Here is a 21,262-nt window from a genome sequence, read left to right as displayed (position 1 = left end):
AATAGGGGTTCAACGTTAAATGCCGCGGGTTCAAAGTTGCTTGTCGAGCCTGACTAGAGTTCAGACAAGCAACTTTGAACCCGCGGCGGCGGACCGCTTGGGCATTTACCATTGAACGCTCGTTACTGCCCGACAATACCCAGGTGTTTCTGGAGCAGGGCCTCGTACTTCTGGGCCAGTTGAGGCTGTTTGGCTTCCTTGTAAGCCTCGGCCAGCACTTGCAACCCATACAGATCGGCGTTCGTGTCGGCCACGGTATGCCCCGTCTGCTCGTAATACGTCAGGTTCTCATCAGCGCGGCGGCTCATGGTATCGGCGATCTCGGCGGCGCGTTTGGTATCGCCTATTTCGAGCAGCAGCCGCACATACGTAGCCGACACCTGATCATACGGAATGGCCTTGTCGGGAATGACCGTCAGGCTCCGTTCGAGGGCCTGCTTGGCCTGTTGGGTACGTCCCTCGCGCTGCAATTGATCGGCGAGGCGGAAGAACGCAATCCGGGCCGAAATGACCGGCGACCCTTTGTAGGTTTCGTCGTAATACACCTTCGGGTTGTTCATCTCGCGCCACGCCATCTTGGTCATCATGTTGTTGTACATGACATCGGTGTTCACGTAGCCATCCTGCGCGCCCGGAATCGACACCGGCATCAGGCGGTAGGCATACCCTTCCAGTTGCATGTGATCGCGCAGGTTGAGGTAGCTTTCGCCGCCCAGCGTTGCCGAGAAGTAAATGGGCCGCTGCCAGTTGTTGGTGGCAATGATGTCGAGCATGATCAGGTCAGGCTTGTACAGGTTGCGCTCGCCGATCGCCCATTGCAGGGTGTCTTTCACATAGGGGCGCAGGTCGGCAGGCACAAAGTTGGCCTTCTCGACTGCCGCCTTATCCACCGACAGGAAGAGCGTCGACGAGGGCAGCGTATTGGCCATCTCGCCCGTGGTCAGCGGCACCTGAATGGCGGGGCTGTTCTGCTTGATGAGGTTGATGTACTGCTTCAGGTCGATTCCGCTCTTCACCGACGGGTTGGCGTAGTAGAGCACGATGTCGTTCTTGCCTTTGTTGAACTGCTCCATGTCCAGCGAAATGGGCAGGGCGTCCGACTCGTAGGTCTTGCGCTTCATCTGCTGAATGTACCACTCCGTGCCGAGCAGGCTGAGGTTACACACCCGCACGTCGCGCCGGAAGCCTTCTACCTCCTGCACATACCAAAGCGGGAACGTATCATTGTCGCCGCCGGTAAACAGGATGGCATTGGGCGCGCAGGAATTGAGCAGGTTTTTGGCGAAATCGACCGAGTGATAGCGGTCCGAGCGATCGTGGTTATCCCAGCTCTTGAAGCCCATCATCAGCGGTACCAGCAGGGCCAGGCCAGCCACCAGCCCATTGCGGGCCACGGCGTTTTTCACAAAATTCTTCAGCCCATCGGCAATCGACATGACGCCGAAGCCAACCCAGATGGCAAAGAAGTAGAACGAACCCACGTAGATGTAGTCCCGTTCGCGGGGTTCTTCGGGCGGCGAGTTCAGGAAGATTTGCAGCGCGATCCCCGTGAAGAAAAAGAGTAGCAACACCACCAGGAAATCACCACTGCGCCGGAACGCCTGGAATACGATACCAAGCAGGGCCAGCAGCAGCGGCAGCATGTAGAAATTGTCGCGGCCTTTGTTGTTCTGAAGCTGTTCGGGCAGGTTGCGGCTGCTCGAGAAGGGCGTCAAGTAGTGGGCACCTTCCACGTCGCTTTCGCGCCCAGCGAAGTTCCACATCAGGTACCGCGCCCACATGTGGCCAAGCTGATAACTGAAGAAGAATTTCAGGTTATCGCCCATCGAGGGTTTCTGCCCTTCGGCCAGGCCCAGTTGCTGCCGGTAGAGTTGCGGGTGACGTCCCTGCGTGCTCCATACGCGCGGAAACAGCATCTGATCGCCTTTGTCGTAGGTATAAACAGGTTTGTAGTCGAAAATTTCGTAGCCCGTTTTGGTCTTCATGTACACCGGCTCCAGCTTGCTCTTGTCAGTTTCCTGCCCCGTGGGTTCAGCCGTAAAGATGGGGCCGTAGGTCAGCGACCGGCTGCCATACTGCTCCCGTTTCAGGTAGGAAATGAAGTTAAGCGCATCGCTGGGGTCGTTCTCATTGATGGGTGGGTTATAATTCGACCGCACCAGCACCTGAATAAACGACGCGTAGCCAATCAGTACGAAGGCGAAGGCCAGCAGCCCCGTGTGCAGCGCTACGTTGCGTTTCCGGGCCGACCATAGGATGAGGTAAATCAGCGCGCCGAAGAACAGGATCACGAAGGCAATAACGCCCGTGTTGAAGGGCAGGCCCAGCGTGTTGACGGCAAAGCGCTCGATGGCAAAACCCGAGCTCGGCAAGCCCGGAATAACGCCCGCGTTGATGACGCCCAAAAACGCCATCCCGATGCTGAACGACATGACGACGCCCCAGAGCGTGGGTTTGGTGTAGCGCGTAGCCGGGGCCAGCCGCAGCGTCATAATATAGGCACCCACCAGCACAGCCATATAAATCGTCCGCCAGAGCACGTCTTCGAGCAGCAGCAGCCCCAGCATGAGCATCACGCCCAGCAGCAGCGTCGCCAGCAAGTCGCGCGGCGACAGACGGTTATAGTGCTTGTAGTAAAACAGCAGTGCCAGTGCCGGCAGGGTCACGAGGTTCAGTAAGTGAACGCCGATCGACAGGCCGGTGAGGTAGGCGATGAGCAACAGCCAGCGGTTGGCCATCGCTTCGTTTTCGATCCGCTCCCACCGCAGTGCGGCCCACACGACGATGGCCGTGAAGAACGACGACAGCCCGTATACCTCGGCTTCGACGGCCGAGAACCAGAATGTGTCGGAGAAGGTGTACACCAGCGCCCCAACGGCCCCCGACCCAACGATCAGCAGCTTGTCGGCCAGCGTATAGTTGGGCTCTGCGGCGTTGATGTGCTCCGCCACCGCCAACGTACCTGACGGCACCATGGCCTTCTGAATCAGCAGCGTTATGGTCCAGTACAGGAACAGAATCGTACCGGCGCTCGACAGCACCGACACCATGTTTACCCAGTACGCCACCTTGGTCACGTCGCCACCCGACATGAACGAGAACAACCGTCCCAGCAGCAGGAAGAACGGGGCCCCAGGGGGGTGCGGCACCTGAAGTTTATAGGCACAGGCAATAAATTCGCCACAATCCCAGAAGCTCGCGGTTCGTTCGACAGTCAGCGCATACGTAATAAGCGCGATGCCGAAGAGTACCCAGCCTGTGAGGTTGTTCAGGCGTTTGTAGGAAAGCATATTGTGTAGGAGTTAATATCAGTCGGGGCCAAAAATAGCGAAAACAGCGGCGGGCAAGCTGTTAATTAATGTGAAAGCTTCGGTGAAAGCTTCGGCGAAGGCTTCGGTGAACGCCATACTGAAAGCGCCGCAACCGGCCCGCCTGTGTAACCAACCGCGCCCATATCTACGCCCTTTGTGCATTCATTTTCTCGTCCAGCGTTCACAACCAGCCTCCTCAGCGACAATAGTTCTACCTTTGCCGCCGTCACCTTACTCGACCACATGAACGCTCCCAAACTCCTGACTTTTCTGCTGACTACCCTGTGTTTGTCGACCTCGATGGCCCAAACGGCGCCGGGCACAACGTCGGCTAAACTAACAACCTACACCAATCCTTTGCCGGTGCAATTCGGTGATCCGTACGTTCTGCACACCCGGGGCACCTATTACATGTATGGCACGGGCGGGGGCGCCCAGCGGGGGTTTGCCGCGTATTCGTCGACCGATATGGTGCACTGGAAGTCGGAAGGTCAGGTGTATTTCCACGATAACAAAAATGGCTGGAGCGACCCCAAGGCCAAATGGGACGGCGCGTACTGGGCCCCGGAGGTGTATGAAGTGAAGGGGAAGTTTTACCTCTTCTACAGTGCCCAATGGCGGGAGAACCCCACCCATGAAGTGGAAAATTTCCGCATTGGCGTGGCCGTCGCCGACAAGCCGACCGGCCCGTTTGTCGACCTGACCAACAAACCGCTGTTTGATCCCGGCTATCCCATCATCGATGCCAATGTGTTCATGGACAGCAACGGCAAAGCGTACCTGTATTATTCGCGCTGTTGTTATAAACATCCCGTCGACAGCGAAGTCGCCCGGTTGGCCCGCCAGAAAGGCTGGTTCGACGAAATCGAGGAAAGCTGGGTGTACGGCGTTGAGCTCAAACCCGATTTTTCGGGCGTCATTGGCCAGCCGGTGCTGTTGCTGCGCCCACCCGTTACGCTCAAGGATAAGCAGGCGAGTTGGGAAAGCCGGTCGGTGACGGCCCGCGAAGTAAACCGGCGCTGGACGGAGGGCTCCGTAACCTTCAAAAAGGGCAACCGCTACTACATGATGTACTCCGCCAATCATTTTGGCGGCCAATACTATGCCATCGGGTACGCCACCGCCACCTCGCCCCTGGGTCCTTATACCAAAGCGGCCAACAACCCCATCCTGGAAAAAAACAGTGACAAAGGCGGCTCGGTAACCGGCACGGGCCACAACAGCATTACCTATTCGCCAGACGGCAAAGAGATGTTTTGCGTTTACCACGGCCGGACCGCCAAAACGGGTGACGAGCGGGTCGTTTTCATCGACCGCATGACGGTAAAAGACGGGCAAATTACGATTGCGGGCCCAACCACCTCGCCCCAAAAGCTGCCCTCGGGCGCAGCGGTTACCGGAAAGGCGCGTTAAGTATGGCTCATGGCAAGTAGCCGCCATCACCATGCGGAACCGGCTCCTGCTCATTGGGCTCGTAAGCTTCCCCTAAAAGCAAGCCCGTGAGAGGAATCTATTTATCGTTTCACAAAAGGATGGCCATAACAGATAGCGATATTTCTCAGAGCGCTATCTGTTATGGATTTGATTTATTACTTGCAGGCGTTTCAGTATTTACGCCTGTTGGATAGCTAGCATCAACTGCTGGAAGAGTATCAGTGATGATCAGGTTCTATACATCAACTAATCCATAGAGACGGTCAAGAATAGTGGCATTGTAAATCGTATTACATTTGTCAATGCCCCTACTTTTAATAACTTTCAGACGTATTGAGAATGGATAAGTTAAAAACGTATTTTAGGGACGTATATGAAGGAATTTACTTTTTATCAGTACGTCATGAACCAGTTACCTTTACAAGTCCAATAATAAAAATTAGGTTTTTAGTGTCTCTTTACTTTTACTACACATCAATTGTTACATTGGCAATAGGTATAAGAGTATCCATTTATGGTCCATTCAAGCCATCTATAGTTGAAGTAGCCGTTTATACCTTTGGTATTTACTTTATCCTGTATAGGCTACTAATTTTTCCGCTGTTAAATTTTGATTCCGTCAACGAAAACCTTGATTTATCATCCAGAAACAGTAAAATCCGAAAAAGTACTATTTTTTTTGTGCTAGGAATAGCTTCATTCGTTATCTCATTCTTCATTGTATACATTCTTTACAAGCACTAATTTTACTAAAATAAATAAAGCATAAAATAGACAGTATCGACGTTTCTTTTGTAAATACTCTTAGAATAAATTCATTAGAAAGATTTGAAAAACTTAAAGATACAGTTTCTTATCGCTTAAGCTTTTTTGAAACGAACGTTATAATTCTAGACTTATCTTCTTAGCTAGTTTGTCGCCAACTTGAGCATACCTCTCGTTCAGCTAAGCATTAGGTAATCGCCAACGTACCTGAACCTGCTCATTTTATTCGTTACTGTACCTATGGACTAGCCAGTTGCATGAGTACGCCGCAGACGTAGCCCATGTACGTACCCACGGCGTACCCCAGAATCGCCATCAGCACCCCCACGGGAGCCAGCGCTGGGTGAAAAGCCGCCGCCACGATTGGGGCTGTAGCCGGACCACCGATACAGGCCTGACTCCCCACCGCCAGCAAGAAGTAAGGCGCCCGAATGAGTCGGCTGAAGCCAATCATCAGCAGCACATGGAAGGCCATCCAGATCACGCCCACCAGCAGTAGCCCCGGCTGATCGGCAATCGCGAGGATGTTCATTTTCAAGCCGATCGTCGCGATCATCAGGTACAGTAGCACGGTTGCCACCGACGATGCCCCCGCCCCTTCCAGTTGGCGCAGCCGCGTGAAGGACGCCCCCACGCCCAGCGCCGTCGCCAGCCCCACCAACCAGAAAAACGACGTACCCAGACTAAAGCGCGTCAGCAAGGGCGAGTGCGTCGTGATGTAAGCGGCCAGCGGGTCGGCAATGGCAGTTGCAGCGGCCGTACACCCAAAACCAACCGCCAGCAGTTGCACCAAATCGGTGGCCGTCGGAATACGCCGGAGGGCTTTGGCCTGTTGCTCGACGCGCTGCCGGACATCGTCGACCGCCGAGGCATCGGCCCGGAGCCAGCGGTCGATCCGGGCTGAGCGAGTGGCGCCATAGAGCAACGTACCCAGCCAGATGTTGGCTACAAAGACGTCGACCGTGACAATGGCCGAAAACAGCGCATCGCTGGGTTGAAACACTTCTTTGAGCGCCGTCTGGTTAGCGCCGCCCCCAATCCAGGTACCCGCCAGCGTCGCTAGCCCGCGCCAGACGGCATCGGGTCCGGCCCCATCCACCAGCGACGGGGCCACGTGCGCCAGCAGCCACACCGCCAGCGGCCCACCCAGCATGATGCTGACTGCCGACGCCGCAAACATCAGCACGGCCTTGCCCCCTAGTCGCCGAAAGGCCCGCACGTCGACCCCCAGCGTGAAGAGCACCAAGCTACAGGGTAGCAACAGCCGCGACACGACGCCGTAAAGCGTATCAACAGCGGCCTGATCGACCAGTTTGGCCGTGGTCAGCAGTGAAGGCAGGAAATAGCAGAGGAGCGTGGTGGGGACTATCTCGTAGAAGCGCCGCCAGAACGGATGGGAACTACTGGCCGACGTCAGTACCGCCGCGATGATCAGAAAGAGAACGCCAAGAAGAACGGTAGGCATCGGAACAAAGCTGGAAAGTGTGTCTGGAAAAGGCGTCCAACGTCTGGTAAGCCAAACCGGTGTTTGTCTCTGTTGGCAATACTAAACAGACTTTCCAGACTTTGAGCTATCGACCTAAAATGACTTTCCAGACTTAGGGCAGGCTTTTCAGATTGCCCCGAAATAAACAACGCCGGCCTCAACTTGAGCCGGCGTGTCGTAATTACACTTCATCAACAAACTAAAAACCAAAATGCTGTAGGAGGGGGACTCGAACCACCCACGGTGCAGTTAGCCACAGTACAACTCTGGTGGTCAACCCCAGTCGCTCCGAAGAGCGGCATTATGCTGCGTTTATCCTTTATCACCACCCCCGAGACAGGAGGGCACGTCTGCCAATTTCGACACCCTACAATGAAAAGAGAACGTATCAGTTGGTTTACTTGGGCTGTCTCACCTGCCCGATCAACTTGACATGACAAAGTTAAGCACCCAGAACCATCTTTTGCAAGTATTCTATAAAAATAACCTAAAATTTACGATTAACTCAAAAAACACTTAACTTCGTTATCATAAATGCAAAACAGCTATGGAAAAAGCGGCCAAAAATTTTGAAATTGACAATGTCGACCTAAAAATCCTCAGTTTATTGATGCAGGACGCCACCATGGCCTATACAGAAATCGGTAAACGCATTTTCGTGTCGGGCGGTACGGTGCACGTCCGGATGAAGAAAATGGAGGAAATGGGCATCGTCAAAGGCTCGCAACTCATCATCGACCATACCAAGCTGGGCTGGGATATCAGCGCCTTTCTGGGCATTTACCTCGACAAAAGCTCCCTCTACGCCGAGGTGGCCCTCGAACTGATGAAGATCCCGGAGGTGGTCAATATCCATTACACCACCGGCATCTACAGTATTTTTGCCAAGATCGTGTGCCGCGACACATTGCACCTGCGCGAAGTGCTGCACGACAAGATTCAGAAAGTGCAGGGCATTCAGCGCACCGAAACCTTTATTTCCCTCGAAGAAAGCGTGAATCGACCCGTGCCGTTCACCGAAGGGCAGGAAATGAGCGACGAATAAAGGCAATTCGGGCGTTTGGAGCGGAACCCTCTTTGCCCGTTGTGCACTTATTCTGTCAATGAATCCTCTTACGCATATCCCCGTCGGCGGCACCGGCGTGCATTACGAAATCTTCGTCCGCGCCTTCTGCGACAGCAACCGCGACGGCATCGGTGACCTCAACGGCGTTACCAGCAAACTCGATTATTTGCAGGACCTGGGTATCAAAGCCATCTGGCTGATGCCTATCAATACCTCGGGCACGTATCACAAATACGATGTTACCGACTACTACGGCATCGACCCGGAATACGGCACGCTCGCCGATTTTCGGCGGCTCATCGACGAAGCGCACCAGCGGGGAATTGCCGTGCTGATGGACCTGGTCATTCACCACACGAGCCTGCAACACCACTGGTTTCAGGAAGCCTGCAAAGGACCGGACAACCCCTATCGGCAATTCTACAAATGGCTTACGCCCGCCGAAATCAAGCGGCAGAACCTCGCCACGCGCGACATCACCGCCGATTCCGACGAACGTAACCCCTGGCATTATCCGCCGACTGCCGACAAGGCAGCCCGCCGCAACCGGGAACGCCCGACCGCCGACACCGAGCAGTATTACGGCATGTTCTGGAGCGGTATGCCCGACCTGAACTTCGATCATCAGCCCATGCGCGAGGAGATATACAAAATCGCCCGCTATTGGCTGTCCGAAGTCGGGGTGGATGGCTTCCGGCTCGACGCCGCCCGCCACCTGTACCGCGAAGCCGAAGAGCCCAAAAATCACCAGTTCTGGGAAGAGTTCGGGCAGGTGGTACAGCAGGCCAAGCCCGGCGCGCACCTGGTGGGCGAGGTCTGGACCCGCCCCGCCCGCGTGGCCCCCTACTTTCGGGGTTTGCAGGCCAATTTCAACTTCGATCTGGCGCTCGAACTGATCGACGTGATCCGGCGGGGCGACGACCGGGGCGACGTCATTGCCTTTCTGCACGACGTACAGTCGGCTTATGGCTCGGTGAATCCGGAGTTTATCGACGGGCTAATTCTCTCGAACCACGATCAGAACCGTATCGGCAGCATGCTGGGCGGCGATCTGAACAAATTGAACGTGGCGGCCAACCTGCTGCTGACCCTTCCCGGTAATCCCTACCTCTACTACGGTGAAGAACTGGGTATGCTCGGCATGAAACCCGACGAGTTCATCCGAGAGCCGTTCCTTTGGAACATCGGCAAACACGACCCTGACCGCGCCCGCTGGCTGGCGCTTGCTCCGTTTGGGCGGGGTGCCCGTTACTCCACCAGCCGTACCGTTCGGCCACTGGCGCAGCAGCAAACCGACCCCGACTCGCTGTTCAACCATTACAAACGGCTGATCGCCTTTCGCAACAGCCACGCCGTGCTGAACGACAACCGCAGCCGCCTCTCGTTTACGGGCATTCGCCAGAAAGGTATCGTGGCGTTCGGGCGCACCAACGACGCCGGCGAAGTCTGGACCGTACATAACGTGTCGGGTACGTCGGTCGAGGTGATGCTGCCCCCCGAAAGCAACGTACCTGACCAGCTCGTTTTTGCTACGAAACCAGCCGGAACGTCCCTGACCGATGGCACGCTGACGCTGCCTGCCCACTCGATGACGGTTTTATCGTAATCATGAAGACGCAAGGGATTGCGTCGCTACTGTTATCTTTGGCAAATCGTTCGCCATGCCGCAACTCAGTACGCGCCACCTACTCGGTACTAAAGACCTGACGGAGACCGACATCCAACTGATTCTGGAGACGGCTACTCAGTTTAAGGACGTCATCAACCGACCCATCAAGAAGGTCCCTTCGCTCCGCGACGTGACCATCGCCAACGTTTTTTTCGAGAATTCGACACGTACCCGGCTCTCCTTTGAGCTAGCCGAAAAGCGATTGTCGGCCGACGTCATCAATTTTTCGGCCTCGGGTAGCTCGGTCAAGAAAGGCGAAACCCTGCTCGATACGGTCAACAACATTCTGGCCATGAAGGTCGACATGATTGTGATGCGCCACAGCAGCCCCGGCGCCCCGCATTACCTGTCGAGCCGGATTCCGGCCAACGTCGTTAACGCGGGCGACGGCACCCACGAACACCCCACGCAGGCCCTGCTCGACTCGTTTTCGATGCGCGAAAAGCTGGGCGATCTGGCGGGTAAACGCGTGGCCATCATCGGCGACATTACCCACTCGCGGGTGGCCCTATCCAACATTTTCTGCTTGCAGAAGCAGGGTGCCGAGGTAATGGTTTGCGGCCCTACGACGCTCATTCCCAAATACATGAATTCGCTGGGGGTACGTATCGGGCACGACGTGCGCGAAGCGCTGGCCTGGTGCGACGTGGCCAACGTGCTGCGGATTCAGCTGGAACGGCAGCAGATCAAATACTTCCCCTCGCTGCGGGAATACTCGCTCTATTACGGCATCAGTCGGCAGATGCTCGACGAGCTCGACCGGCCCATCGTGCTGATGCACCCCGGCCCGATCAACCGGGGCGTTGAACTCACCTCCGACGCCGCCGACTCACCCCACAGCATTATCCTCGATCAAGTGCAGAATGGCGTGGCCGTGCGGATGGCGGTGCTGTATTTGCTCGCCCAGGAACGGTGAATTGGGTTCCCGATTTGGCATTTATTGTGTAAGGATGGCTGGTGCCGCATAAGCTTTGCGCTAGCCCTCGTCAGACTTCGCCAGCTACACGGGCATCGAAAGCCGGGACATAACTACGTGACACCGGGATTTCCCGGTTTGAGCCGCTCATCGTCAGTTGGTAGCCACGGGCGTTGCCGGTGGTGTGCCGCACCGCCCGCAGGTTAACGATAAACGCCCGGTGACAGCGGAAAAACTGCGGCTGATTGGCCAGGGCGGCCTCGACGTCTTTCAACGTGCTGCGCAAGACCGTTTTCTGCGGAAACATAAAATTCAACCAGTGCACCTCCACATAGTTACCCACCGACTCGACGTAGATCAGTTGGTTGGGCAACAGGTTCAGGCGGTCTTTGCCGGATTCGCTCGTCAGCGAAATCGACCGGGGCAGAGTTGGTTCGGTGGTTGGTGCGGCCGTCGTGGGTACGTTGTGGAGCTGATCCAATTGCCGGTTAAGCTGCTGCGCCTGTTCCAGATTTCGCTTCAGGCGGCGCCGTTCGGCTAGCATAATCCCCAGACTGACCGGAAAGAACCCAATGGCGGTTACGATCAGGTACATCATCAGGAAAGGAGGCGCGTCCAACCCGAATAGCCCTAAAATGGCCTGATTACCCAATGCCACGAACAGCAACACCAGCAATACGTGCCCGATGTGGCGCTTCACGGTCCAGCGTTCTTCGTCGTAATAGGCGGGGAAAAGAGCGGGTACGGCAACATTGGCCAACAGCGAGGTGAGCCCGCAACTCACGGCCAACGTACCCAGTAGCAGCCAACGGGGATATTGCCCTCTGTAGCCGCCCATAAACAGGAAGAGGAAAATGAATACGTAGCCAGCCGCCTGCGCCGATAACCGGGCCTGATGGCGGAACGAGAAATCCTCCGAAAGGGGCCGATTCAAAAAAGCCCGTACCGATTGACGCATAGCCGTAAAAATAGCAGCGGTTGGTGGTAGCTGTCAGCCATTCGGTCGACAATGACGACTATTTTTGTCGGTATGTTGGCACCTTCCTTCCGTACTCCTACCCTCTTCCTCGATCAAACGCAGCTGATTGCAGCCGAAAGCACCCGGCATCAGGGCGCCAGCCTGCCGCCTTATTCGACGAACAATTTGGGTATCAATACCGACGATGTACCGGAACATGTAGCCGAGAACCGGCGTCGCTGGCTGGCGCAATGGGGGCATTCTGAAGCCTCGCTGGCCTCGTCGTATCAGGTGCACGGCACCGACGTGTTTGTGGCAACGGAGGCCATCCGCACCACCGGCTACGACGCCCTGGTCACCAACGTACCTGGCCTGATGGTGGGCGTCACCGTCGCCGACTGCACGCCCATTCTGGTGTATGACCGGCGTAACCGGGCTGTGGCGGCCATCCACGCGGGCTGGCGCGGCACCGTGGGCGGTATCGTGACCAACGCCCTGCAAACCATGCAGCGCGAATACGGCACAGAGCCTACCGACTGCCTGGCTTACGTAGGTACGTGCATCGATAGGGCCAATTTCGAGGTAGGGCCAGAGGTAGCCGCGCACTTTGCCGAGCATCGGAAGCAACTCGACCCCGCCACCGGCAAAGCCCTGGTTGATCTCAAACAGGCCAACGCCGATCAACTCCGCGCCTTTGGCCTGACCGACGCGCAGATTGAGGTTTCGCCCTATTCAACCATTCTCCATAACACCGACTATTTTTCGCACCGCCTCGAGCGTGGCCTCACCGGCCGGATGCTGGCCATTATCGGCGTGCGCTGATTCGTAAGCCTATGATAAAACCGCTACTTGTTCTCTTTCTTTTTACGCCGTTTGCCGCCGCCGCGCAGGATCAGCCTATTTTTCAGCCCGATTCGGTGAAGCGGGTGGTCGTGGCGACCCCCATACAAACGCAGCTACGGGTTGACGGGCGACTCGACGAAGCCGCCTGGCAACAGGCCGTGCCGGCCAATCGGTTTACGATGATCGAGCCCGTGCAGCGCGACCGGGCCAACCACGACACCGACATTCGCCTGCTGTTCAATCAGCAATACCTCTACATCGGCGCCTTCTGTCGCGATTCGCTGGGGCGGCGGAGTATCCGGGCCACCGACCTACGCCGCGACTTCAGCTTTCGTTCGCACGATTACATCGGCATTTCGATCGATGGGTTCAACGACCGGCGCAACGCCATGATGTTCATGACGAATCCCTACGGTACGCAACGCGACCTACTCTCGTTCGACGACCTGCTGTATGATACCGATTGGGATGGGCTCTGGCGCGTTAGAACGACCCGCACCGACTCGGGTTGGGTGGCCGAAATCGCCATTCCCTGGCAGACGTTGCGCTACCGGGGCAGCCAGGATTCAACGCAAAGCTGGGGCATCAATTTTTTCCGCAACCGCCGCATGACCAACGAGGTATCGGGCTGGTCGCGGTACCCGCGTTCGTTCAGCGCGCTTCGGATGGACTACGCCGGACGCGTGGCGGGCCTGCAACCACCCCCACCCCGCGCCAACATCCGGGTGCAGCCCTACGTGCTGGTGTCGAGCGATCGGTACAACGGCACCGTCGTGGGCAACCGGCGCGACGAGGCGGTGAAGCTGGGCGGCGAACTCAAATGGGCCATCAACCCGAACACCGTCCTGGACCTGACAGCCAATACCGATTTTGCGCAGGCCGACGCCGACCGGCAGGTCAACAACGTGACGCGATTCTCGGTCTTTTTTCCCGAACGGCGGCAGTTTTTCCTCGAAAATGCCAGCCTTTTCGGGCCAAATCTGTCGCCATACGAAGACCTATCGGGCGGCTCGATGCGGATTCAGCCGTTTTTCAGCCGCCGCATCGGCCTCGACAATGCCGGCAATCCAATCCCGATTGATGCGGGGGCGCGGCTCGTCCACCGATCGCTAACAACCAACTACGGCGCGTTGCTGATGCGGCAACGGGGCGTAGGCAACAGCCCGACAACCACCTTCGCCGTCGGTCGATTTTCGCAGAATATTGGCCCACAGAGCCGCATTGGTGCCCTCCTGACCCTGCGCGACGAAAGCCAGCTGGTCGATTCACTGGGACGGGTCGGGCAGCCGGGGCGCACCAATTGGGTGGGGGCCATCGACGGGTTCTTCCGGCTGTCGGAAAGTCAGTCGATCAGTACCATGCTGATGCGCTCAGGTACGTCGGTTGGCAACGTCCCTACGGCAGGTACGTCGGCGGCGGGCGATCAGGGGGTTGCCGGGTACGTTCAATACCTGTTGCAAACGAACCAATGGAAATTCTGGTGGACCGAATCGATCGTTACGGCCAGTTTCAACCCCGGCGTTGGGTTTGTCTCGCGCAACGACGTGGTCGCCACAACGCCCGGTGTCTTCTGGCTGAGCCGGGGCAAATGGCTACCTTTCCGCAGGGTGATCCGGGCGTTTGAGCCGGGTTTTATGCCCGAGTTTTACCATTCCATCACCACCGGGCGGCTGGTCGAACGGCAGCTGAATATCAATCCGTTCTGGCTTAACCTGCAAAGTGGCGGCTTTTTCGGCCTGTTTCTGAACCCGACGTATCAGTTTCTGGCGGAGGGCTTCGATCCGCTGGGCGTGCGGATTGCGCCGGGCGAGTACAGCTACACCCGCTATGCCGCCTGGATGGCCAGCGATCCGTCGCGCCGGTTGTCCTACACGCTGAATTACGAGCTGGGTGGCTATTACAACGGCAACCTCGCCACCACCGACCTGACGGTGCGCTACGCTCCCCTCCCCCACATTTCGCTCACGGGCCGCTACATCGGCAATCAGTTTAGCGAGGTTGGCGAAAACCGCGAAAGTCCGTCGGTCAAACTGTATAGTATCGAAGGGCGCTTTGCGCTCAACCCACGCCTGCAACTGATTGGTTTTTACCAGTATAACACCGACCTCAACCGCGACGCCTACAACATCCGCCTGTCGTGGGAATACCAGCCGCTGTCGTTTCTGTACCTGGTATTCAATCAGCGCGCCTACACCAGCACGGTACGGCAACAGGAATTCCGGCAGCAGGAGCAGCATTTGATCGGTAAACTTAGCTACCTGAAGCAGTTTTAAAACAGTTCGTGCTCCTTCATCATTAGGTAGGTAGGCGTTGTTTTCCCACGTCTCCTTGCCTAATGATGCATGACACGTCTCAAAACCGCGATGAAGGCTTGCTGGCTCTCCGGCCCGAAGTGGCCACCGAACCGACGACCAGTAACCCGGCCGAAGCGTTCCAGAACGGCACCCTGCGCCCGATTCTGAAACTACAGAATGAACTGGTACTAGGGTTGTTTCGCGATTACCTGACCAAACGCAAACAACTTGGTCTGGAAGGTCGGTTTGCCCGGCTGCCCCGCCCCGAACAGGAGGCGTATATCGATCACAGCGTTCGTACCGATCAGAAATTCAAGAACCTGTTGGTGGGCGTTGTCATCGGCCAGTTTACGACGGGTGAATGGACGGCCTTTCGCATCGACGAAGCTGAGCTGACCCGCCGAACGGTACAATTGATCGTGCAGCGTTTATGCAGCCAAATCGACCTGTTGGTGCATTGACGGATAAGGCCATTCCTTAATTCGTCAAAACAAACCTGTAGGCTGGCTGTTCTTAAGGTGTTTTTAACAGAACAACAAATCAAACTTAAACTGTAGAGCTATCATGGGTATCCTGACCTCAATCCTTGTTGGTGCCGTCGCCGGCTGGCTGGCCGATCTGGTATTTAAGCGTTTCTCCTTCTCACTCCTCGTTGAAATTCTGCTCGGCATCGCCGGTGGGATCGTTGGCGGCTGGGTGTTTGGCCGTTCAACTGGCATCCTCGACGCCATACTGACCTCATTTGTGGGGGCGGTTGTTATTCTTGGCATTGCTGCGCTCATCAAGGGCAGTACCCGCCGAGCGTAACAAGCTCGGTTTTTGAGTTTTCAAGTATCGAGTCTCAAGTTGGCTGACGCGTCTTGATCGGACACACCTATCATAAGGCTCAGCACTTGAAAACCCAAAACTCATTCGACCACTAATACAATGCCCTCGACCCGGCGGATGGTAGTTCCTTCGCCGGGTCGATGCGTTTTACCCGTTTCGGTGCGGGCCGACCACTCGGTGCCGCGGTATTGCACCCGCCCCAGCCCCTGCGGCGGAATGGTCTGCGTAACGGTGACCCGATCCCCAATGAATTCGACGTATTCGTTTTGCTTCGATCCGGCAAACAGGCCCTGGAGTCGTTGTCGGAAGACCAGCATCGCTCCAACCGACACCAGCGCGAACACCAGCAGTTGGCTATCGATCCCGCCAAGCACCGACAGGCCCGTCAGCAAGGCAACCAGGGCCGCACCCACGCTGAAAAAAGCGAAAACAAAGCTGTTGTTGGCAACTTCGGCTATCAGCAGAATGGCCGCCAGTGTGGCCCAGGCCAGCGCCGGATGCAGGGTCAGAAACGTGCTCATGGATTGTTCCGGGTAATTTGATGCAGTTGAAAATACAGCCTTTCCTGTCAGGAAACCTACACTTTCCCGATCAGCGGCCGTCAGGCGGGCCAAGCGGCCTTAGGCCGTGACTGGCTTCTGTTTTGGTTTTTGTGCGTAAATTCGGGCTTACCTCGACTTGTATCGTAAACCAAAACCGCTCAGTCCATGTCGCTCTCGACCCGCCTGCAATTGTCGGCCATGATGTTTCTCCAATTTTTTATGTGGGGGGCCTGGTACGGCCAAGTTACCAAATACATGGAAAAGAGTATGGGGGCCACGGGGGTGCAGCAGGGGGCTGCCTTCGCCACGTTCTCACTGGCCATGCTGGCCGCGCCCTTTTTCGTGGGCATGATCGCCGACCGCTACTTTGCGGCGCAGCGGGTGCTGGGCATTCTGAACCTGTTGGGCGCGGCGGTGCTGTACTGGCTCACCGGCGTCAACGACCCTGACCAGTTCTTCTGGGTGCTGCTCGTTTACTGCCTCACCTTCGCCCCTACGCTGGCGCTCACGTCCTCGATTGCCATGCAACAGATGCGCAGTCCCGAGAAAGAATTCCCCGGCATTCGGGTGTTGGGCACCATCGCCTGGATCGTCGTGACCAACATCGTCGGCTACTACGGCATCGGCGACAAAGTCACGATTTTTAACCTGTCGATGTATGCCGCACTGGCGCTGGGCGTTTTCTCATTCTTCCTGCCCAACACGCCCCCCAAGGCCTCCGCAGGTACGTCGCTGGGACAGATTCTGGGCCTCGACGCCTTCCAGCTTTTCAAAGATCGCTCGTTTGCCATCTTCTTTATTTCGTCGGTGCTGATCTGCATTCCGCTGTCGTTTTACTACGCCATGGCCAACCCCGCGCTGACGGATTCGGGCATGCAAAACGTCGAGAACGTGATGTCGCTGGGGCAGGCGTCGGAGGTGATTTTCATGCTGCTGATTCCGTTTGCCTTTACGCGGCTCGGCGTGAAAAACATGCTGATCGTGGGGCTGGTTGCCTGGATTGCCCGCTTCCTGTTCTTCGGTTACGGCGATGCCAACGCGGGGATCTGGATGTTTTACCTGGCTATCATCCTGCACGGCGTCTGCTACGACTTTTTCTTCGTAACGGGCCAGATTTACACCGATAACAAAGCCAACGACAGCATCCGCTCGTCGGCGCAGGGCTTGATTTCGCTGGCTACCTACGGCATCGGCATGAGCATTGGCTCGTACCTGTCGGGGGTGGTGAAAGACTGGGCTAAAACGGCCAATGGTATCGACTACCTTAAATTTTGGATGGTGCCTGCCGGTATTGCCGCCGTGGTGCTGGTGCTGTTTGTCCTCTTCTTCACCGACCGCAAATCGGCCGCTCCCAAGCAGGAAGAACTCGTGCCGGGGGCTTTATAATGAATAATGCACAATGTATAATGTACAACGGCCCTGCCGGTAGACCGGTACTGGTCAGTGCGTTTACGCCAGCGCCAGCCATTGTACATTATCCATTATACATTATACATTATCCATTCAAAAAGCAACCTTCTCCGCCTCCACGGGTTCGCCCCAGAACGTGCTGGCCTGTCGGCTGAAGTCGGTGGGGGAATCGGTGGTTAGAAACTGGCGGGTGCCGGTTTGGCTACACTGCGCCGCTAAATCGGGATGACGCAGCAGGTAATCAGCCAGGCTAGCCGCCACGATTGGCCCCTGACTCACCAGTCGGATACGGGTCGGCAACACGGCCTTAATCTTGTCGATCAGCAGCGGGTAGTGCGTGCAGGCCAGCAGGATGGTATCGATATACGGGTCGCGGGTGAGCAGCCGGTCGAGGTGCTGGTAGACAAAATAATCAGCACCGGGGTGCGTATGTTCGCCATTTTCGATGAGCGGCACCCACATGGGGCAGGCCTCCTGCGCTACGTTCAGGCGCGGGAAGAAATGCTCGATTTCCACCAGATACGACTCCGATGTGACGGTGCCGCTGGTAGCCAATACACCCACGTGGCCTGCCACCGAATAGCCCCCGATTACCTCTGCCGTAGGCCTGATTACGCCCAGCACTCGCCGCGTAGGTAGATCACCCGGTCGCTTGCCGGGGAAAAGCCGGGGCAGGTCGAGTTGCTGAATGTTGCGTAGCGCCTTGGCCGAAGCCGTGTTGCAGGCCAGAATCACCAGACGACAACCGCGTTCGAACAGATGGCGCACACATTCCAGCGTGTAGGCATACACCGTCTCGAACGAACGGGTGCCGTAGGGCGTGCGGGCGTTGTCGCCCAGATAGACGTAGTCGTACTGAGGAAGGGCATTCACGATTTCACGCATCACGGTCAGCCCGCCATAGCCCGAATCAAAGATGCCGATGGGTTGATTACTCAAAGTCTGGAAAGTCAACGTAGCTAATCTGGAAAGTCGTCTGTATAGCAGTACAAAGGCTGGATAGTCCGCTTCCTATGTAATCCAGGCGTGCGTCTGTACACGAAGCAGCGCTAATAAAAGTGGATTTTTACAAAAGAAAACGACTTTCTAGACTTTACACTATAGTCTAAACGACTTTCCAGACTAAACACATGCGTTCACAAGAATGGTTTGGCCGTACGGGTAAAGACGGCTTCATTTACCGGGCCTGGATGAAAAACCAAGGCTTCCCCCACCACGAATTTGAAGGCAAGCCCGTCATTGGCATCTGCAATACCTGGTCGGAACTGACCCCCTGCAACGCGCACTTCCGCGAGTTGGCCGAGGCCGTGAAGCGGGGCGTCTGGGAGGCTGGGGGCTTCCCGCTCGAATTTCCGGTCATGTCGCTGGGCGAGTGCCAGATCAAGCCCACCGCCATGCTGTTCCGTAACCTCGCCAGCATGGATGTGGAAGAGAGCATCCGGGGCAACTCGATCGACGGCGTGATCCTGCTCTGCGGCTGCGATAAAACCACCCCCTCGCTGGTGATGGGCGCCTGCTCGGTCGATATTCCCACGCTGGTGGTGTCGGGCGGTCCAATGCTGGCCGGGCGGTTTCAGGGCAAAAAGATAGGTACGTCGGACCTGTGGCGCTTTGCCGAAGAGTACAAGATGGGCAACATGTCGCAGGCCGAGTTTATTGCGGCCGAAGCGGCCATGGCCCGCTCGCAGGGGCACTGCGCCGTGATGGGTACCGCCTCCACGATGGCCGCGATGGTCGAAAGCCTCGGTCTGGCGCTGCCCGACAACGCCACCATCCCCGCCGCCGACTCGCGCCGCAAGGTGCTGGCCCATATGACGGGCGTACGGGCGGTGGAGCTAGTGCGGGAAGGCGTTACACCGTCCAAAATTCTGACCCGGCAGGCCTTCGAGAATGCGATCATGGTCAACGCCGCGCTGGGCGGATCGACCAATTTCATTCTGCACCTGACTGCCATTGCCGGGCGCATCGGCGTGGACCTGTCGCTCGATGATTTCGACACGCTGTCGGCCAAAATTCCGATGCTGACCAACCTGCAACCGTCGGGTGAACATTTCGTCGAAGACCTGTTCTACGCCGGTGGCCTGCCTGCCGTCATTCGCGAACTGCTGCCCCTGCTGCACCGCGACGCGCTGACCGTAAACGGAAAAACGCTGGGCGAAAACTGCGCCGACGCCCGATGCTATGATCCGGCCGTGATCGGCACGCTCGAGAATCCGGTGAAACCGGATTCGGGCATTGCCGTGCTGCGGGGAAACCTTTGCCCCAATGGCGCGGTGCTGAAGCCTTCGGCCGCCACACCCGCGCTGATGCAGCACACGGGCCGGGCGGTGGTCTTCGAGAACATCGACGATTACAAGGCCCGCATCGACGACCCCAACCTCGACGTGGACCCGGATTGTGTGCTGGTGCTGAAAAACGTGGGCCCACGTGGCTACCCCGGCATGCCCGAAGTCGGCAACATGACACTTCCCGCCAAAATTCTGGCGCAGGGCGTACACGACATGGTGCGCATCTCCGACGGACGTATGAGTGGTACGGGCTTCGGCACGGTGGTGCTGCACGTCTCGCCCGAATCGGCGGTGGGTGGCAATCTGGCCTTCGTCCAAAACGGCGATCTCATCACCCTCGACGTACCCAACCGGAGCCTGCACCTGCACGTGTCGGACGAGGAGCTGGCCCTGCGACTGGCCAAGTTCACCCCGCTCGAGCTGGGCTATGATCGTGGGTACGTTAACCTGTTCATCCGGCACGTGACGCAGGCGCACGAGGGCGTCGATTTCGATTTCCTGCGCGGGGGCTCTGGCAGCGTCGTCAAGCGCGATTCACATTGATTGTCTCCTGAGCGGGCGATTTAAATCACCCGCTCAGGCATGACCCAACTTTTATCCAAATGACCTTTCTTCACCAAACCGCCCTTATCACGGGTGCCGCGCAGGGTATCGGCTTTGCTATGGCCCGCGAACTGGCCCGGCAGGGCGCCAACGTGCTGCTGAATGATTTTGATGCTGAACTGGCCCAACAGGCAGCAGCGACGATCCGGCAGGAAGGTGGCGTTTGTGAAGCGCTGCCCGGCGATGCATCCGACGTGGCCTTTATCCGGCAGTTGGTCGATACAGCCGTGGGTACGTTCGGGCGGCTCGACATCGCCATTGCCAACGCGGGGATCACGGTCTTTGGCGATCTGTTCACGACTACGCCCGACGCTTACCAGAAAATCGTCGATTTGAACCTGCGGGGGAGTTTCTTTTTGGTGCAGACAGCGGCCACTCAAATGCGGGCGCAGGGCAAAAACGAAGCGGGTATCGCGGGTCGGCTGTTGCTGCTGTCGTCGGTGGTAGGGCAGTTGGGGCATCCGGGGCTACCCGTTTACAGCATGACCAAGGCAGGCTTACAGATGCTCGCCCGGCAGGCCGTCATCGACCTGTCGCCAGAAGGCATCACCATCAACGCCGTAGCACCCGGCGCCACCCTCACCGAGCGCACCACCGACGACCCCACGTACATTCCGATCTGGTCGCGGATTACGCCGATGGGTCGCCCGGCGACGGTCGAGGACATTACCGCCGCAGCGCTCTTTCTGCTCTCACCCGCCGCCAGCCACATCACCGGCCAAACGCTCACCATCGATGGGGGCTGGACAGCCGTGGGCATCCCGCCGGTGTAGCTACTGAACGCGCTCCGGACATGTAGGCACTCGGAGCAGGCGTAACGTACCCAACCAACAATAAAAAACGGCGACG

Annotated in this window: 16 protein-coding genes; 11 read left to right on the top strand and 5 right to left on the bottom strand. The window is 57.1% G+C overall.

Going from position 1 to position 21,262, the window contains the following annotated elements; all coding sequences use genetic code 11:
• Positions 1–122: 122 nt before the first annotated feature.
• Positions 123–3,290 (bottom strand): DUF2723 domain-containing protein, encoded by a 3,168-nt coding sequence (locus FAES_RS13970; protein ID WP_015331872.1) that lies wholly within the window; start codon positions 3,288–3,290, stop codon positions 123–125.
• 264 nt (positions 3,291–3,554) lie between these two features.
• Here FAES_RS13970 and FAES_RS13965 point away from each other — a divergent pair, with 264 nt between their 5' ends.
• Positions 3,555–4,724: a glycoside hydrolase family 43 protein gene (locus FAES_RS13965; RefSeq protein ID WP_041257874.1), complete on the top strand. Its 1,170-nt coding sequence runs from the start codon at positions 3,555–3,557 to the stop codon at positions 4,722–4,724.
• 1,024 nt (positions 4,725–5,748) lie between these two features.
• On the opposite strand, the gene FAES_RS13960 is transcribed toward FAES_RS13965, so the two are convergent.
• Positions 5,749–6,975 carry a DUF819 family protein gene (locus FAES_RS13960; protein WP_015331870.1) on the bottom strand — a complete coding sequence of 409 codons (1,227 nt, stop codon included), beginning with the start codon at positions 6,973–6,975 and terminating at the stop codon, positions 5,749–5,751.
• A gap of 568 nt (positions 6,976–7,543) precedes the next feature.
• Here FAES_RS13960 and FAES_RS13955 point away from each other — a divergent pair.
• The 3 genes from FAES_RS13955 to FAES_RS13945 are packed head-to-tail and all read left to right on the top strand — an operon-like array spanning position 7,544 to position 10,647.
• Entirely contained in the window at positions 7,544–8,041 is a 498-nt protein-coding gene (locus tag FAES_RS13955) for an Lrp/AsnC ligand binding domain-containing protein (RefSeq protein ID WP_015331869.1), read from the top strand.
• Positions 8,042–8,099: 58 nt separating this feature from the next.
• Positions 8,100–9,668, top strand: coding sequence for an alpha-amylase family glycosyl hydrolase (locus FAES_RS13950; RefSeq protein WP_015331868.1), 1,569 nt, complete (start codon positions 8,100–8,102; stop codon positions 9,666–9,668).
• A 55-nt stretch (positions 9,669–9,723) separates the two neighbouring features.
• The gene (locus tag FAES_RS13945; RefSeq protein ID WP_015331867.1) at positions 9,724–10,647 is read left to right on the top strand and encodes an aspartate carbamoyltransferase catalytic subunit; all 924 of its coding nucleotides are present in this window, start codon (positions 9,724–9,726) and stop codon (positions 10,645–10,647) included.
• Between the two features lie 70 nt (positions 10,648–10,717).
• Here the strand turns inward: FAES_RS13945 and FAES_RS13940 are convergent, their stop codons facing one another.
• Positions 10,718–11,605: a LytR/AlgR family response regulator transcription factor gene (locus FAES_RS13940; protein WP_015331866.1), complete on the bottom strand. Its 888-nt coding sequence runs from the start codon at positions 11,603–11,605 to the stop codon at positions 10,718–10,720.
• Positions 11,606–11,656: 51 nt separating this feature from the next.
• Here FAES_RS13940 and pgeF point away from each other — a divergent pair, with 51 nt between their 5' ends.
• The 4 genes from pgeF to FAES_RS13920 all read left to right on the top strand — a co-directional run bounded on the left by pgeF (position 11,657) and on the right by FAES_RS13920 (position 15,549).
• The gene (pgeF, locus tag FAES_RS13935) at positions 11,657–12,427 is read left to right on the top strand and encodes a peptidoglycan editing factor PgeF (protein WP_015331865.1); all 771 of its coding nucleotides are present in this window, start codon (positions 11,657–11,659) and stop codon (positions 12,425–12,427) included.
• 11 nt (positions 12,428–12,438) lie between these two features.
• A complete protein-coding gene (locus FAES_RS13930) occupies positions 12,439–14,721 on the top strand; it encodes a carbohydrate binding family 9 domain-containing protein (protein ID WP_015331864.1) in 2,283 nt (760 codons plus the stop codon).
• Between the two features lie 65 nt (positions 14,722–14,786).
• The gene (locus tag FAES_RS13925) at positions 14,787–15,203 is read left to right on the top strand and encodes a hypothetical protein (RefSeq protein ID WP_065814302.1); all 417 of its coding nucleotides are present in this window, start codon (positions 14,787–14,789) and stop codon (positions 15,201–15,203) included.
• Positions 15,204–15,306: 103 nt separating this feature from the next.
• Positions 15,307–15,549, top strand: a complete 243-nt coding sequence (locus FAES_RS13920) for a GlsB/YeaQ/YmgE family stress response membrane protein (RefSeq protein WP_015331862.1) — start codon at positions 15,307–15,309, stop codon at positions 15,547–15,549.
• A 101-nt stretch (positions 15,550–15,650) separates the two neighbouring features.
• On the opposite strand, the gene FAES_RS13915 is transcribed toward FAES_RS13920, so the two are convergent.
• Positions 15,651–16,091, bottom strand: coding sequence for an NfeD family protein (locus tag FAES_RS13915; RefSeq protein ID WP_015331861.1), 441 nt, complete (start codon positions 16,089–16,091; stop codon positions 15,651–15,653).
• Between the two features lie 186 nt (positions 16,092–16,277).
• Between FAES_RS13915 and FAES_RS13910 the strand changes: the two genes are divergently transcribed.
• On the top strand, positions 16,278–17,498 hold the full coding sequence (locus FAES_RS13910) for a nucleoside permease (RefSeq protein WP_015331860.1): 1,221 nt from the start codon (positions 16,278–16,280) through the stop codon (positions 17,496–17,498).
• A gap of 117 nt (positions 17,499–17,615) precedes the next feature.
• On the opposite strand, the gene murI is transcribed toward FAES_RS13910, so the two are convergent.
• The gene (gene murI, locus FAES_RS13905) at positions 17,616–18,461 is read right to left on the bottom strand and encodes a glutamate racemase (RefSeq protein WP_148289363.1); all 846 of its coding nucleotides are present in this window, start codon (positions 18,459–18,461) and stop codon (positions 17,616–17,618) included.
• A 191-nt stretch (positions 18,462–18,652) separates the two neighbouring features.
• Here murI and FAES_RS13900 point away from each other — a divergent pair, with 191 nt between their 5' ends.
• Both FAES_RS13900 and FAES_RS13895 read left to right on the top strand, forming a co-directional pair.
• Entirely contained in the window at positions 18,653–20,353 is a 1,701-nt protein-coding gene (locus FAES_RS13900; protein ID WP_015331858.1) for an IlvD/Edd family dehydratase, read from the top strand.
• A 59-nt stretch (positions 20,354–20,412) separates the two neighbouring features.
• A complete protein-coding gene (locus tag FAES_RS13895; RefSeq protein WP_015331857.1) occupies positions 20,413–21,186 on the top strand; it encodes an SDR family NAD(P)-dependent oxidoreductase in 774 nt (257 codons plus the stop codon).
• The last annotated feature ends 76 nt before the right edge of the window (positions 21,187–21,262 follow it).

This window comes from Fibrella aestuarina BUZ 2, assembly GCF_000331105.1.
GTDB classification, from domain to species: Bacteria; Bacteroidota; Bacteroidia; order Cytophagales; family Spirosomataceae; genus Fibrella; species Fibrella aestuarina.
This window is presented reverse-complemented; position numbering and strand designations above follow the sequence as displayed.

Bases quoted from the DNA above. Each gene is read 5' to 3' on its own strand.
- FAES_RS13970 (WP_015331872.1), bottom strand. From the start codon at position 3,290: ATGCTTTCCTACAAACGCCTGAACAACCTCACAGGCTGGGTACTCTTC.
- FAES_RS13965 (WP_041257874.1), top strand. From the start codon at position 3,555: ATGAACGCTCCCAAACTCCTGACTTTTCTGCTGACTACCCTGTGTTTG.
- FAES_RS13960 (WP_015331870.1), bottom strand. From the start codon at position 6,975: ATGCCTACCGTTCTTCTTGGCGTTCTCTTTCTGATCATCGCGGCGGTA.
- FAES_RS13955 (WP_015331869.1), top strand. From the start codon at position 7,544: ATGGAAAAAGCGGCCAAAAATTTTGAAATTGACAATGTCGACCTAAAA.
- FAES_RS13950 (WP_015331868.1), top strand. From the start codon at position 8,100: ATGAATCCTCTTACGCATATCCCCGTCGGCGGCACCGGCGTGCATTAC.
- FAES_RS13945 (WP_015331867.1), top strand. From the start codon at position 9,724: ATGCCGCAACTCAGTACGCGCCACCTACTCGGTACTAAAGACCTGACG.
- FAES_RS13940 (WP_015331866.1), bottom strand. From the start codon at position 11,605: ATGCGTCAATCGGTACGGGCTTTTTTGAATCGGCCCCTTTCGGAGGAT.
- pgeF (WP_015331865.1), top strand. From the start codon at position 11,657: ATGACGACTATTTTTGTCGGTATGTTGGCACCTTCCTTCCGTACTCCT.
- FAES_RS13930 (WP_015331864.1), top strand. From the start codon at position 12,439: ATGATAAAACCGCTACTTGTTCTCTTTCTTTTTACGCCGTTTGCCGCC.
- FAES_RS13925 (WP_065814302.1), top strand. From the start codon at position 14,787: ATGCATGACACGTCTCAAAACCGCGATGAAGGCTTGCTGGCTCTCCGG.
- FAES_RS13920 (WP_015331862.1), top strand. From the start codon at position 15,307: ATGGGTATCCTGACCTCAATCCTTGTTGGTGCCGTCGCCGGCTGGCTG.
- FAES_RS13915 (WP_015331861.1), bottom strand. From the start codon at position 16,091: ATGAGCACGTTTCTGACCCTGCATCCGGCGCTGGCCTGGGCCACACTG.
- FAES_RS13910 (WP_015331860.1), top strand. From the start codon at position 16,278: ATGTCGCTCTCGACCCGCCTGCAATTGTCGGCCATGATGTTTCTCCAA.
- FAES_RS13900 (WP_015331858.1), top strand. From the start codon at position 18,653: ATGCGTTCACAAGAATGGTTTGGCCGTACGGGTAAAGACGGCTTCATT.
- FAES_RS13895 (WP_015331857.1), top strand. From the start codon at position 20,413: ATGACCTTTCTTCACCAAACCGCCCTTATCACGGGTGCCGCGCAGGGT.